This is a genomic window from Oerskovia gallyi (genome assembly GCF_014836745.1).
GTDB classification, from domain to species: Bacteria; Actinomycetota; Actinomycetes; order Actinomycetales; family Cellulomonadaceae; genus Oerskovia; species Oerskovia paurometabola.
Map to the genome: position 1 here is coordinate 33,926 of NZ_JACSQE010000008.1, position 14,642 is coordinate 48,567.

Below are 14,642 nucleotides of genomic sequence, written 5' to 3' on the forward strand. Positions count from 1 at the left end.
CCTCTCGTCGACGCTTCACGCTTCGAGACGTAGGACTCAGAAGTCCCAGTCGTCGTCCTCGGTGTTGACGGCCTTGCCGATCACGTAGGACGAGCCCGAGCCGGAGAAGAAGTCGTGGTTCTCGTCGGCGTTCGGGGACAGCGCGGACAGGATCGCCGGGTTGACGTCGGTCTCGTCCTTGGGGAACAGCGCCTCGTAGCCCAGGTTCATGAGGGCCTTGTTCGCGTTGTAGCGCAGGAACTTCTTGACGTCCTCGGTCAGGCCGACGCCGTCGTAGAGGTCGGCGGTGTACTGGACCTCGTTCTCGTAGAGCTCGAAGAGCAGCTCGTACGTGTAGGCCTTCATCTCGTCGCGCTCCTCGGGGCTGAGCTTCTCGAGCCCCTTCTGGAACTTGTAGCCGATGTAGTACCCGTGCACGGCCTCGTCGCGGATGATGAGGCGGATCAGGTCAGCGGTGTTCGTGAGCTTGGCCCGGCTCGACCAGTACATCGGGAGATAGAAGCCCGAGTAGAACAGGAAGGACTCGAGGAGCGTGCTCGCGACCTTGCGCTTGAGCGGCGAGTCGCCCTTGTAGTACTCCATGACGATCTCGGCCTTGCGCTGGAGGTTGGGGTTCTCCTCCGACCACCGGAACGCCTCGTCGATCTCGCGCGTCGAGCACAGCGTCGAGAAGATCGACGAGTAGCTCTTGGCGTGCACGGACTCCATGAAGGCGATGTTGGTGTACACGGCCTCCTCGTGCGGGGTGATCGCGTCGGGGATGAGCGACACGGCACCCACGGTGCCCTGGATGGTGTCCAGGAGCGTGAGGCCGGTGAAGACACGCATGGTGAGCGTCTTCTCCTCCTCGGTGAGCGTGGCCCAGCTCTGGATGTCGTTCGAGACCGGCACCTTCTCGGGGAGCCAGAAGTTCCCGACGAGCCGGTCCCAGACCTCGGCGTCCTTGTCGTCCTCGAGACGGTTCCAGTTGATCGCGGACACGCGATCGATGAGCTTGAGCTTCCCAGTGGGTGACATGTCGTTCTTCTTCTTTCTCAGCACGGTGCCAGCGACGAGACGAGAGGTCCTGCGGGCGGCGGGAGCGGGAGGGGCGCCGGTCGTGGTCGGGCCTGGCGGGGGCCGCGAGGCACGAGCGGCCCGGGCAGACCGGCACCCCTCCCGTGGGCGTCGCCCTCAGGCGACGAGGACGATCACAGCATGCAGGAGACGCAACCCTCGACCTCGGTGCCCTCGAGCGCGAGCTGACGCAGGCGGATGTAGTACAGGGTCTTGATGCCCTTGCGCCAGGCGTAGATCTGCGCACGGTTGACGTCGCGCGTGGTCGCGGTGTCCTTGAAGAACAGCGTGAGGCTCAGGCCCTGGTCCACGTGCTGCGTCGCCGCGGCATACGTGTCGATGATCTTCTCGTAGCCGATCTCGTACGCGTCCTGGTAGTACTCCAGGTTGTCGTTCGTGAGGTAGGGCGCCGGGTAGTAGACGCGCCCGATCTTGCCCTCCTTGCGGATCTCGATCTTCGAGGCGACCGGGTGGATCGACGACGTCGAGTTGTTGATGTAGGAGATCGAACCGGTCGGCGGGACGGCCTGGAGGTTCTGGTTGTAGATGCCGTGCTCCTTGACGGACGCGGCGAGCGCCTTCCAGTCCTCCTGCGTGGGGATGTGCACGCCGGCGTTCTCGAAGAGCTCCTTGACGCGCGGCGTCGCGGGCTCCCACACCTGGGTCGTGTACTTCTCGAAGTACTCGCCCGAGGCGTACGTCGAGTCCTCGAACCCGCCGAACGCGCGACCCCGCTCGATCGCGAGACGGTTGCTCGCGGCGATCGCGTGGTAGGCCACGGTGTAGAAGTAGATGTTCGTGAAGTCGATGCCCTCTTCGGAGCCGTAGAACACGCGCTCACGAGCGAGGTAGCCGTGCAGGTTCATCTGCCCGAGGCCGATCGCGTGGCCCGACTCGTTGGCGCGCTTGATCGACGGGACGGACTCGATGCTCGTCTGGTCGGACACGGCCGTCAGGGCACGGATCGCGGTGTCGATGGTCTTGGCGAAGTCCGGCGAGTCCATCGTCTTGGCGATGTTGAGCGAGCCCAGGTTGCAGGAGATGTCGCGGCCGACGTGGTCGTACGACAGGTCCTCGTTGTACGTCGAGGGCGTCGAGACCTGGAGGATCTCCGAGCACAGGTTCGAGTGGGTGATGCGGCCCTTGATCGGGTTCGCCTTGTTCACCGTGTCCTCGAACATGACGTACGGGTAGCCGGACTCGAACTGGAGCTCGGCGAGGGTCTGGAAGAACTCGCGCGCCTTGATCTTGGTCTTGCGGATGCGTGCGTCGTCGACCATCTCGTCGTACTTCTCGGTGACCGAGATGTCCGCGAAGGGCTTGCCGTAGACGCGCTCGACGTCGTACGGCGAGAAGAGGTACATGTCCTCGTTCTTCTTCGCCAGGTCGAACGTGATGTCGGGGATGACCACACCGAGCGAGAGCGTCTTGATGCGGATCTTCTCGTCGGCGTTCTCACGCTTGGTGTCGAGGAAGCGCATGATGTCGGGGTGGTGCGCGTGCAGGTAGACGGCACCGGCACCCTGGCGGGCCCCGAGCTGGTTCGCGTAGGAGAAGGAGTCCTCGAGGAGCTTCATCACGGGGATGACGCCCGAGGACTGGTTCTCGATGTGCTTGATCGGGGCGCCGTGCTCACGGATGTTGCTCAGGAGCAGGGCGACGCCGCCGCCACGCTTGGAGAGCTGGAGCGCGGAGTTGATGCCGCGCGCGATGGACTCCATGTTGTCCTCGATGCGCAGCAGGAAGCAGGAGACGGGCTCGCCGCGCTGCGCCTTGCCGATGTTGAGGAACGTCGGGGTCGCGGGCTGGAAGCGGCCGGCGACGATCTCCTCGACGATGTCGAGCGCCGTCTGCTCGTTGCCGTCCGCGAGGCCGAGCGCGACCATGGACACGCGGTCCTCGAAGCGCTCGAGGTACCGCTTCCCGTCGAACGTCTTGAGCGTGTACGAGGTGTAGTACTTGAACGCACCGAGGAACGTGTCGAAGCGGAACTTCTTGGAGTACGCGAACTCGAAGAGCGACTTGACGAAGGCGCGGTCGTACTTCGCGAGGACAGCGGGGTCGTAGTACTTGTTCTCGACCAGGTAGTCGAGCTTCTCCTCGAGGCTGTGGAAGAAGACCGTGTTCTGGTTCACGTGCTGCAGGAAGTACTGGCGCGCAGCCTGGCGGTCCTTGTCGAACTGGATCTCGCCGTCGGGGCCGTACAGGTTGAGCATCGCGTTGAGTGCGTGGTAGTCGAGCTCGACTCCCGCAGCCACCGTGCTCACGCTGGAATCCGTGACTGTCGTTGCCAAAATCGTCCCAATCCGTCGCGGACGCGCTCGACGTCCTCGGCTGTTCCAAGAAGCTCGAAGGCGTACAGGTAGGGCACCTGGCACTTCGAGGAGATGATGTCGCCGGCGATGCAGTAGGCAGCGCCGAAGTTGGTGTTGCCCGCAGCGATCACGCCGCGGATCAACGACCGGTTGTGTGCGTCGTTCAAGAACTTGATGACCTGGCGGGGCACTGCCCCGCCCTCGTTGCCGCCGCCGTACGTCGGGATCATCAGGACGTACGGCTCGTCGACCCGCAGGAACTCGTCCTTGGGTCGCAGCGGGATGCGGTGGACCGACTGGCCGCGGTCCTCGAGGCCCAGCCTCTGGACGAACCGGTGCGTGGTGTCCGAGACGCTGGAGAAGTAGACGAGCGATCCCATGTCACACCTCGCAGCGGGGACCGGAGGGACGAGCTGCTCAGGCGACGGGAGCGACCTTCGCCGCAAGAGCGTTGATCTGGTCGGGGCGGAAGCCCGACCAGTGGTCGTCGCCCGCGATGACGACGGGTGCCTGCAGGTAGCCGAGGCCGCGAACCAGCTCGAGCGCCTCGGCGTCCTGGCTGATGTCCACGACCGAGTACTCGATGCCCTTCTTGTCGAGGGCGCGGTAGGTCGCGTCGCACTGAACGCAAGCCGGCTTGCTGTAGACCGTGATGCTCATCTGGTCAGTCTCCTCGTGTAGGGGATCGGTCTTCCACGGGTCTCGGGCCGACTCCGCGAAGGGTCCTGACCTCGAAGAACACTGGTGGAACTACGATCGTGTGATGTGCCCGAGGAGATGATGCGCTCCCTGGTGCTGACCACTATACCTAGTGGGCGGGCTCCGCGCTCGGCACTAGATGTCGTGGTCGGGTGATCCTGGTCGCCTCATCCTCGGGGCCTCTCGGAGTGTGCTACAAGCACGGATCCATCCTCCCAGGAGGCACTGACAAGACCTGCCGGGCGCCGTCGTCCACCGCTCGTCCGCACGTCGATCCGCAGCCTCTTGCGGCCCCGGTGACTTCTCCACAGGCTGTGGAGGATCGTCGTCCACACGCTGTGGGGAGTCGACCCGCCCTCGTCGACGGGTCACGAGACCCGACGAAGGACAGCGTCGAGCGCGGACGAGGACGTCGCGAAGCGGACAAGCCGGGCAGAAATTTCTCAGGCGTGTCGTGTCGGCTCGGCGTGTCGCGCGGTTCCGGTCGGGCTGCGACAAAGATCACCGCTACCCCGCCGGCGCCGCCTCCGGGGCACCGCGCACGACGTCCGGGCCTCCTCTTCCCAGGAAGGCCCGGACGTCGCGGTCAGCACGTGCCGCCGAGTCAGACCTCGTCGACCGCGGGCAGCACCGAGGACGACGCGAGCCGGCGGTACCAGTGGGCCGAGTCCTTCCAGGTCCGCTCGAGCGTGTCGTAGTCGACACGGATGATCCCGAACCGACGGTCGTAGCCGTAGCCCCACTCGAAGTTGTCGAGCAGCGACCACGCGAAGTACCCGCGCACGTCGGCGCCGGCGTCGATCGCGGCCCCGACGGCGTCGACGTGGTCGTGCAGGTATGCGACCCGGAGGTCGTCGTGGACCCGGGCGGTCCCGTCCGCGTCGACGCTCACCTCGTCGTCGAAGGCCGCGCCGTTCTCGGTGACCATGAGCGGCTGGTCGGGGTAGGTCCGGTGCACCGAGACCAGCAGCTCGGTCATGCCTGCGGGCTCGATGTTCCAGCCCATCGCGGTGTAGGGGCCGGGCTGCTGGACGAACTCGACGTCGTCGACCCCGATCCACGGGCTGTGGCTCGACGCGCCGTGGCCGTCGCTCTCCGAGCGCTCGCCGTCGCCGGAGAAGTGCCGGACGCGCACGGTCGAGTAGTAGTTGACGCCGAGGATCGACAGCGGCTGCCGTACGAGATCGAGGTCGCCGTCGTGGACGAACGACCAGTCGCTCACGTGCGCGGTGTCGGCGAGCAGGTCGGCAGGGTAGGCGCCGTCGAGCAGCGGGCCGAGGAACGCCCGGTTGGCGAGCGCGTCGATCTTCCGCACGGCGTCGAGGTCGGCGTCCGAGGTGGGGTCGTCGGGACGGATGACGTGCAGGTTGAGGGTCACCGAGGTCTTGGCGTCCTCGCCCAGCTCGTCGCGGATCGCGCGGCACGCGAGCCCGTGGGCGAGGTTGAGGTGGTGCACGGCCGCGAGCGCCGCGACGGGCTCGGTGCGGCCGGGGGCGTGCACGCCCGAGCCGTACCCGAGGTAGGCCGAGCACCAGGGCTCGTTGAGCGTGGTCCACACGTCGATGCGGTCCCCGAGCTCGCGGGCCATGCGGCGCGCGTACTCCGCGAACGCAGAGGCGGTCTCGCGGTTCGCCCAGCCGCCACGGTCCTCGAGCTCCTGCGGGAGGTCCCAGTGGTAGAGCGTGACGACGGGCTTGACGCCCGCCTCGAGCAGCGCGTCGACGAGCCGCGAGTAGAACGCGATGCCCTCGGGGTTGAACTCGCCCGTGCCGCCGGGCTGGACGCGCGACCAGGAGATGGAGAAGCGGTAGGCGCCGAGCCCGAGGTCCTTGATGTGCTGCACGTCCTCGGCCCACCGGTGGTAGTGGTCGTCGGCCACGTCGCCCGTGTCGCCGTTGAGGGTACGGCCGGGCGTGTGGGAGTAGGTGTCCCAGATGGAGGGGCCGCGGCCGCCCTCGGCGGCGGCGCCCTCGATCTGGTAGGCGGCGGTGGCCGATCCCCAGAGGAAGTCGGTCGGGAAGGTGCGCGCTGCGGGGGGCTGCGCTGCGGACGGTGCGGGGTCGGCGTCCTGCCGGGTGGCGACGGTGCTCACGGTGTTCCTTCGGTCGGTCGTCGGTGGATGGTCTGACTCAGGCGTGGAAGCGCTCTCACGTATCGATTCGATCAGCGTACCCACGCGGCCGGGCGACGTCGAGGGCGGGCCGCGAGCGGCGCCGTCGGGCAGGAGGACTCCCCCGCCCGACGACGCCGCTCACCCCCCCTTGCGTTCCCCCGCCGCGTGGCGTGGGGCGAGCGTCAGACGGACAGCTCGACGCTGCCCACGCCCTGCGCCCGGACCACCCGGTCGCCGAGCTGCACGGCCCACGGCGCGCGGGCGTCGTCGGAGGTGACCGTGATCCGCGACCCCTCGCGCACGGTGCGGAAGGTCGTGGCCGTGCCCGTCTCGGACGGGACCGTGGTCGTCGAGTCATGACCGTCGGGCAGCTCGAACAGGCGCAGGGTCACGCCGTCGGCCCACTCGTAGTCGGGCCGGTCGGTGCGCGCGCCGACCGGAAGCACCGTGCCCGGGCGGACCAGGAGCGGCAGCGAGTCGAAGCCGTGCCGCTCCGACACCCACCGCGGTCCCGAGACCGTGGTCCCGTCGAGCAGGTTCGTCCAGCGACCCTCCGGGACGTAGTACTCGACGTCGCCCTCGGCCGTGAAGACCGGCGCCACGAGCAGCGAGCCGCCCAGCATGTACTGGGTGTCGACCCCGAAGCCCCCGCGGTCACCCGGGAACTCGAGCACCATGGGCCGCATCATCGAGATCCCGTCCCGGTGCGCCTCCTCCGCGACCCCCGCCAGGTACGGCATGAGCGAGAGCTTGAGCCGCGTGAACCGCCGGGTGACGTCGACCGCCTCCTCGTCGAACGCCCACGGCACGCGCACCGAGTCCGAGCCGTGCAGCCGGCTGTGCGAGGACAGGAGCCCGAACGCGAGCCACCGCTTGAAGACCCCCGGGTCCGGGACCCCTTCGAAGCCCCCGATGTCGTGGCTCCAGTACCCGAAGCCGGACATCGCGAGCGACAGCCCGCCGCGCAGCGACTCGGCCATCGACGCGTACGTCGAGTCGCAGTCACCGCCCCAGTGCACCGGGAGCTGCTGACCGCCCGCGGTCGCCGACCGCGCGAACAGGACCGCGTCCCCCTCGCCGCGCTCGCGCTCGAGGAGCCGGAAGACCGCCTCGTTGTAGAGCTGCGCGTAGTAGTTGTGCATCTTGGCCGGGTCCGACCCGTCCGACCACACCACGTCGTCGACCGGGATGCGCTCCCCGAAGTCGGTCTTGAAGCAGTCGACCCCCTGGTCCAGCAGGCCCTTGAGCTTGCCCAGGTACCACTCGGTCGCCTCGGGGTTCGTGAAGTCGACCAGACCCATGCCCGCCTGCCACTTGTCCCACTGCCACACGCCGCCGTCGGTCGTGCGCAGCAGGAACCCGGCCTCGCGCGCCTCCTCGAAAAGCGGCGAGCGCTGCGCGACGTACGGGTTGATCCACACGCAGATCTTGAGGCCCTTGTCCTTGAGCCGGCTCAGCATGCCCTCGGGGTCGGGGAACGTGCGGGGGTCCCACTCGAAGTCGACCCACTGGTACTCGCGCATCCAGAAGCAGTCGAAGTGGAAGACGGACAGCGGCAGGTCCCGCTCGGCCATCCCGTCGATGAACCCGCTCACGGTCTGCTCGTCGTAGCTCGTCGTGAACGACGTCGTGAGCCACAGCCCGAACGACCAGCCCGGGACGCGCGCGGGGCGCCCCGTCAGCGCGGTGTACCGCGTCAGGACCTCCTTGGGCGTGGGCCCCGCGACCAGGTAGTACTGGAGCGCCTGCCCCTCGACCGAGAACTGGGCACGCGTGTTGATCTCCGAGGCCACCTCGAACGACACGAGCTCCGGGTGGTCGACGAACACGCCGTACCCGCGGCTGCTCACGTAGAACGGCACGTTCTTGTACGCCTGCTCGCTCGACGTCCCGCCGTCGGCGTTCCAGACGTCGACCGCCTGCCCGTTCTTGACGAACGGCCCGAACCGCTCCCCCAGCCCGTACAGCTGCTCGCCCGGCGCGAGGCTCAGCTGCTCGTGCACGAAGTGCGAACCCCCGTGCACGGCATCGGCCTGGACCGCGCCCACGGCCTTGTGCAGGCTCGACGTCACGACCTGCCCGTCCTGCTCGACGTCGACGCGCCAGCCGCCGTCGCGGTGCACCCGCACCGCCAGCGGCCCCGAGCGCAGCACGCCCGCGGCGGCGTCGACCGAGATCTCGGGCCGGAAGCCCTCCTCGCGGCGGAGCTCGAAGTGCGGACCGCGCCGCGCCCCGCCGCTCAGGTGCTCGATCCGCACGCCGATCACCCCCGGCGCAGGCGACGAATAGGTGACCGTCAGGAGCGGCCGGTTGAGCGTGTCGCCGCGCCGCCGGATCACGGCCGTCGGGGCGTACACCGTCATGGTGCCCGCCGCAGGGTCGGCGCGGACGTCGTCGACCTGGGCCGGGTGGAGCGGCGAGAAGCCGTCACGGACCTGCCAGTAGCCGTCGGTGAACTTCATGGGTGCTCGGTTCCTTCGGGGTAGGTGCGGTCACTTCACGGCGCCGGCCGTGACGCCTCGCGTCAGGGTGCGCTGGAAGATCAGGAAGAAGATGACGGCGGGGACGAGCGAGACCAGCGCGCCCGCGTTGGTCGTCGTGGCGTCCATCATCCGGTCGCCCTGGAGCGAGGCCAGCGCGATCGGGATCGTCTGCGTCGCGTTGGTCGTCAGCATGACCAGCGGGATGAAGAACTCGTTCCAGGTCCAGATGAAGAAGAAGATCATCAGGACCGAGAGCGTCGGGCGCACGACCGGGAAGACGATCCTCCACAGGATCTGCCAGCGCGTGGCGCCGTCGAGCGCCGCGGCCTCGAGCAGCGCGGGCGGGAACGTGCCCAGCACCGACGACAGGAGGTACGTGCCGAACGCCGACTGGATGACCGTGAAGATGATGATCACGGACCACTGGGAGTTCGACAGGCCGACCTGCTGCGCCATGGTGAACAGCGGGTAGACCAGGGCCTCTTGCGGCAGCATGTTCGCGAGCAGGAACAGCATGATGATCCACAGGCGACCCTTGACCCTCCCGACGCCGATCGCGTAGGCGTTGAGCAGCGAGAGCAGCGTGCCCCCGATCGCCACGGCGGCCGAGATCCAGATCGAGTTGAGCAGCTTCTGCGGGAAGTCGACCCGCTCCCAGAACGCCACCACGCCGTCGAAGTACAGGTGCGTCGGCCAGCTCAGCGGCCCGTCCTGCGAGTACTCCGCGGGCGACTTGAACGCGTTGAGGAGCATGATGACGAACGGGGCGAGCATCAGGAGCGCGAACAGGGCGGCCGCGGCGAGCACGAACCATCGCCCGATCCCCCGCCGGTGCCGCTGGTCGGGCCGGGTGGCCCGCAGGACCTGGTCCCCGGTGGACTTCTCGACGGACGGGGACAACGTGTCGGTGGCCATCAGCGGCCTCCTTCTTCACGGCGCTCGGCGCGGGACTGCAGGGCGAGGATGACGAGGGCGACCACGACGATCACCAGGGTCAGGACGGTGGCCACGGCAGCGCCGTAGCCGACCTTCGACTTGTCGAAGAAGTTGAGGTACGAGTAGTAGCTGGGCACGAGCGTCGAGCTCTCGGGGCCGCCACGGGTCAGCACGTAGATCGGGCCGAAGACCTTGAGCGCCGCGACCGTGCAGGTCAGGACCACCACGAACGTCTCGGGGCGGATCTGCGGCATCGTGATCGCGCCGAACCGGCGCCACCACCCTGCGCCGTCGAGCTCGGCCGCCTCGTACAGCTCGGGGTCGACCCGCTGGAGCGCCGACATGAAGATCACGACCGGGTAGCCGATCTGGACCCAGACCAGGACGGCCATGACCGTGGGCAGCGCCGTGGTCGTGGACCCGAGCCAGTTGGGCGGGTTCTCGAACCCGATCGAGCGCAGGACCACGTTGAGCGCGCCGGTCTGGGAGTTGAGGATCCAGTTCCACAGCACGCCCGCGACCGCGACCGGCAGGATCTGCGGCAGGTAGTAGGTGGCGCGCAGGAAGGCCGCGACGCCGCCGCCGAACCGGCGGCCGAGGTAGTCGAACAGGACGGCCGCCAGCACGAGCCCGATGATCGTCGGGACCACGACCATCGCGAGGATCATCGCGACCGAGTTCCGGAACGAGGTCCAGAACTGCTCGTCGGCCATCAGGGCGGCGTAGTTGTCGAGCCCCACGAACTTCTTCGGGGCCATGCCGCCCTTCCACTTGAAGAGGCTGTAGTACACGTTCGTGGCGAACGGGATCAGGATGACCACCGTGAAGGCGACCGCTCCCGGGATCAGGTAGGGCAGGTAACCCACCCAGCGGGGTCTGCTGCGCCGCGAGCGCGCGGCCCGTGCTCGCTCGACCGTCGGGGTCGGCGTCTTGACAGTGCTCATGGTCTTTCCTCGTCGTCGGAGTCCTCGGCCCCGGTGGGCGGACGGTCGCCCGCCCACCGGGTTCCCTGCGCTGCGGATCAGCCCTCGAGCAGGTCCGCCTTGCCCTCCTCGTACGGGCCGGACAGGCCGTCGAGGACCTCGGCAGGAGTCTTGGACTTGTTGACGAGCGACTGGAGCTGGCTCACGAGCACGTCGTAGTAGCCCGCGACGGGCCAGTCGGGGTAGAACGCGAGGCCGTCGGCGGCCAGGATGTCGTTGAAGTTCTGGGTGAGGGCCTGGGTGCGCTCGTCCGTGATGGCCGAGACGTCACCCGCGACGGGGAGCCCGCCCGCCTCGCCCAGGATGTTCTGCACCTCGGGACGCAGCGTGATGTCGATGAACTCCTCGGCGAGGGACTTCGAGTCGGCGTTGGTCGGGACGACCCACAGGTTGCCCGACGAGCCCACCTGCAGCGTGTTGCCCGGGAAGTTGAACTGGCCCCAGTCGGCGTCCATCTCGTCGACGATGCGCCCGAACCACCACGAGCCGGAGACCATCATCGGGTAGGTGCCGTTGATGAACGAGACGCCCATGTCCTCGGCCGTGAGAGCGGCGGAGTCGGAGGCGATGTAGCCCTTGTCGATCCAGTCGGCGAGGGTCTCGGTGGCCTCGGTCATCTCCGGGCCCTGGAAGTCGACGTCACCGTCGAACAGCTGGTAGGCGTCGACGAAGTCCTGGTCGGCGTTCGCGAGGACGAGCTCGTACCAGAGCTGGCCGAGCGGGTACTCGGCGCCGGCCTCGGCGAGCGGCGTGACCCCGGCGGCCTGGAAGGTCGCCATCGCGGTCTCGAGCTCGGCGAGCGTGGTCGGGACCTGGACGCCGTACTGCGCGAACATGTCCTTGTTGTAGTAGACGCCCACGAACTCGCCGTAGTTCGGCACCCCGTACCAGTCGCCCGACCCCATGAGGCCGTTCTCGTCGTAGGTCGCGGTGGTCTGGAGCGACCCGCTGAGGGTGGTGTCCCAGCCACGCTCCTCGGCCGCGTCGGTCAGGGGCGTCAGCAGGCCCTGCGACGCGAGCTGGCCTGCGGTCGCGTTCCCCTTGTTGTACTCCATGACGTCGGGAACGTCGTCGCCGGTCAGCACGATCTTCGCGTTCTTCTGGATCTGCTCGAACGTCTGCTTCTGGACGTCGACCGTGACGTCGGGGTTCTCGTCCTCGAAGATCTCGATCGCCTTGGCCCATGCCTGGCCCATGGCCGACGTCTCCGACTCGTAGTGCCAGATCGTGAGGGTCTTGTCGTCGGAGTCCCCTCCGCCGCTCCCTCCTCCCGCGCAGCCCGCCAGGGCGAGTGGGAGCGCTACCAGGGCAGCGACAAGAGGCTTCCGTGTACGCAACATGACTCTCTCCTCATCATTGAGCGTCGGCGTCAGCGCCGATCGTCTGGTCCTGCACCGGCCAGGCCGGCGGACGTGCACCGGCGGACCGCCGGTCGTGACCCCGGCACCTCGGGATCGAAGCCGGGGTCGGGGGTCGAGCACCCGGGGTCAGGTCCCCCGGACAGGGGCGGGGCCGACGCTCGCGCCGGCCTCGAGGTCGCACGTGACGAGGACGGGCGCGTGCGACCTGCCCGCGTCGTCGATCCGTGCGACCAGGGACTGCACACCGAGCCGCCCGAGCGCTGCGCCCGGTGCGTGCATGGTGGTCAAGGGGGGCGTGCTCATCGCGCCGACACCGGGCGAGCTGACGATGCCGAGCACCGAGACGTCGGCGGGGACCGCGAGCCCACGCGCCTGCAGGCCCGACATGACCCCGAACGTCGCGATCTCGTTCATCGTGACGAGCGCGGTGAGCGACGGGTCCTGCTCGAGCAGCTCGCCGACCGCGGCGCGTCCGGCCTCGGCCGTCTCGTCGCACAGGAGGCTGCGCCCCGCGAGCCCCCGGCGCGCCATGGCCGCGGCGAACCCCTCGTCCGCACGCAGGGTCGGGCCGTAGCCCGCCGCGGCGCTCTCGGCCGAGTGGTTGATGAAAGCGATCCGGCGGTGGCCCAGCGCGAACAGGTGGTCGACGGCCGCCTCGGTCGTCGCGGCGAAGTCGATGTCGACGTACGGACGCCCCTCGAGCTCCCGGGTGCGACCGATCATCGTGTAGGGCACGCCTGCCTCGTGGAGCACCTCGACGCGGGGGTCGTCGAGCCGGACCTCCATGAGCAGGACGCCGTCGGCCATGCCCTGCTGGGTCAGGTCGCGGATCTCGGTGGCCTCGTGCGCCGCGAACGGCCAGAGCACCAGGTGGTACCCCGCCTCGCGGGCGGCGGCCGCCGCGCTCGTGACGAACTCCGAGACGGTCCCGCCGATGCCGGTCTCGGTCGCGGGGAAGATCAGGGCGAGGACGTGGCTCCGACGTGAGGCGAGCCCCCGAGCCATGGCGTTGCGGTGATACCCGAGGTCCGTCATGGCCGCCTCGATCCGGGCACGCGTCTCGTCGGAGATCTTGCGCGTCCCGTTGAGCGCGTACGACACCGTGCTGAGCGACACGTTCGCCCGTGCGGCCACGTCCTGCATGGTCACCATCTCGCCACCTCCTCGTGGTCGGCCCCAGCCTCGGGGACCGAATCGTCGAAGCGCTTCGTCGAAGCGCTTCGAATGAATACGAGTATTGACTGAACTATTGCGATCCGTCAACCCCTCTCGCCCGGACGACGACGGCCCGGCGCCGAGCTCTCGCTCGGGGCCGGGCCGCTGTTCGGGTGTCGTCGCAGGTCAGGCGACGTGCGCCATGGTCGCTCGGGGTCAGTCGGTGACCAGCGCTCCCCCGCGCCACACGACGACCGGGTGCAGGCCCGCGTCCGCCACGAGGACGTCGGCACGTCGCCCCGCCTCCAGCGCGCCGATGTCCGCTCGCCCGAGCACACCGGCCGGCGTCAGCGACGCCGCCTTGATCGCGTCGACCAGCGGGATGCCGAAGCCGACCGTGGCGCGCACCACGTCGAGCAGGTGGAACGTCCCCCCGGCGATCGACCCCTCGGGCGTCCCGTCGTCGAGGCGCGCGACGCCGTCGGCGACCGTGACCGCCATGGGACCGAGCTGATACGTGCCGTCGGCCATGCCCGCCGCTGCCATCGCGTCCGTGACGAGCACGATCGCGTCCGGCCCGACGAGCTCGAACACGCTGCGGACCGTCCCGGCCGCGAGGTGGGTGCCGTCCGCGACGAGCTCGACCACGAGGTCGCCCCGTGCCGCGGCCGCGAGGCACGAGGCGATGGGTCCGGGGGCGCGGTGGTGCAGCGGGCGCATGCCGTTGAAGAGATGCGTCGCGGTCACGCGGGGCGCAGGACCCACCGGCTCCCCCGCCGCGACGAGGGCGGCCCGACGCGCGGCGAGCGCCGTGACCCCCTCGGCGATCGCGGCGTCGGTCTGCTCCGACGACGCGTCGGTGTGCCCGACCGAGGGAACCGCCCCGACCTCGACCAGGGCCTCCACGACGCCGCCGGGCCCCGTGTTGCCCGGCACCTCGGGAGCGAAGGTCATGGTGCGGACGTGCCCGCGCCCGGCCTCGGCGATCGCCCGGACCAGCTCGGGGTCTCCCGCGAGCATGTCGTGGGGGTTCTGCGCGCCGCAGCGCACCTCGGACAGGAACGGTCCCTCCAGGTGGATGCCCGCGATCTCGCCCGCGTCCCCGAGGTCCGCGAGCGTCGCGACCCGGCGCAGCAGGGTCTCGCGCTCGGCGGTCACGAGCGACGCGACCAGGCTCGTGGTCCCGTGGCGGCGGTGCTCGCGGACCGCGACGAGGGCCTCCTGCGCGTCCTGCGCGTCGGGGAAGCTCGCGCCGCCACCGCCGTGGTTGTGCAGCTCGACGAGGCCCGGCAGGACGACCTGCCCCTCGGCGGGCTCGGCCGCCGCCTCGACCTCGGCCGCGTACCCGGCCGCTGCGGCGTCCCTGCGCTCACCGACCCACGCGATCACCGGACCGTCGAGGACCACCACGCCGTCCTCGAGGACCTCCTGCGGGGTCACGACCCGGCCCCTCAGGGCGGTCCGTCCGGCGGGCGGCGCCTCCCCCGACGAGGACGCAGGCGTGGAGGCGGACGACAGCGGGGCGGGGTTCGACGTCATGG

General features: G+C 69.1%; 11 protein-coding genes. All 11 read right to left on the reverse strand.

What is annotated here, in order from left to right; translation table 11 throughout:
- Positions 1-36: 36 nt before the first annotated feature.
- A complete protein-coding gene (nrdF, locus tag H9640_RS11095) occupies positions 37-1,017 on the reverse strand; it encodes a class 1b ribonucleoside-diphosphate reductase subunit beta (RefSeq protein ID WP_030149937.1) in 981 nt (326 codons plus the stop codon).
- A gap of 173 nt (positions 1,018-1,190) precedes the next feature.
- Positions 1,191-3,350 carry a class 1b ribonucleoside-diphosphate reductase subunit alpha gene (gene nrdE / locus H9640_RS11100; RefSeq protein WP_225227068.1) on the reverse strand — a complete coding sequence of 720 codons (2,160 nt, stop codon included), beginning with the start codon at positions 3,348-3,350 and terminating at the stop codon, positions 1,191-1,193.
- A complete protein-coding gene (gene nrdI, locus H9640_RS11105; RefSeq protein WP_138823559.1) occupies positions 3,320-3,751 on the reverse strand; it encodes a class Ib ribonucleoside-diphosphate reductase assembly flavoprotein NrdI in 432 nt (143 codons plus the stop codon). The genes nrdE and nrdI overlap by 31 nt, the downstream gene beginning before the upstream one ends.
- A gap of 37 nt (positions 3,752-3,788) precedes the next feature.
- Positions 3,789-4,031 (reverse strand): glutaredoxin-like protein NrdH, encoded by a 243-nt coding sequence (gene nrdH, locus H9640_RS11110; RefSeq protein WP_030149940.1) that lies wholly within the window; start codon positions 4,029-4,031, stop codon positions 3,789-3,791.
- Between the two features lie 643 nt (positions 4,032-4,674).
- Entirely contained in the window at positions 4,675-6,162 is a 1,488-nt protein-coding gene (locus H9640_RS11115; RefSeq protein ID WP_191790780.1) for a GH1 family beta-glucosidase, read from the reverse strand.
- A 203-nt stretch (positions 6,163-6,365) separates the two neighbouring features.
- Positions 6,366-8,645, reverse strand: a complete 2,280-nt coding sequence (gene yicI, locus H9640_RS11120; RefSeq protein WP_191790781.1) for an alpha-xylosidase — start codon at positions 8,643-8,645, stop codon at positions 6,366-6,368.
- Positions 8,646-8,675: 30 nt separating this feature from the next.
- Complete coding sequence (locus tag H9640_RS11125) at positions 8,676-9,581, reverse strand: carbohydrate ABC transporter permease (protein WP_191790782.1); 906 nt, start codon at positions 9,579-9,581, stop codon at positions 8,676-8,678.
- Positions 9,581-10,546 carry a carbohydrate ABC transporter permease gene (locus H9640_RS11130; protein ID WP_191790783.1) on the reverse strand — a complete coding sequence of 322 codons (966 nt, stop codon included), beginning with the start codon at positions 10,544-10,546 and terminating at the stop codon, positions 9,581-9,583. The genes H9640_RS11125 and H9640_RS11130 overlap by 1 nt, the downstream gene beginning before the upstream one ends.
- A 77-nt stretch (positions 10,547-10,623) precedes the next feature.
- Positions 10,624-11,925: an ABC transporter substrate-binding protein gene (locus H9640_RS11135; RefSeq protein ID WP_191790784.1), complete on the reverse strand. Its 1,302-nt coding sequence runs from the start codon at positions 11,923-11,925 to the stop codon at positions 10,624-10,626.
- A 147-nt stretch (positions 11,926-12,072) separates the two neighbouring features.
- The gene (locus tag H9640_RS11140) at positions 12,073-13,098 is read right to left on the reverse strand and encodes a LacI family DNA-binding transcriptional regulator (protein WP_191790785.1); all 1,026 of its coding nucleotides are present in this window, start codon (positions 13,096-13,098) and stop codon (positions 12,073-12,075) included.
- Between the two features lie 219 nt (positions 13,099-13,317).
- Positions 13,318-14,640, reverse strand: coding sequence for an N-acetylglucosamine-6-phosphate deacetylase (locus tag H9640_RS11145; protein WP_191790786.1), 1,323 nt, complete (start codon positions 14,638-14,640; stop codon positions 13,318-13,320).
- Positions 14,641-14,642: the final 2 nt, after the last annotated feature.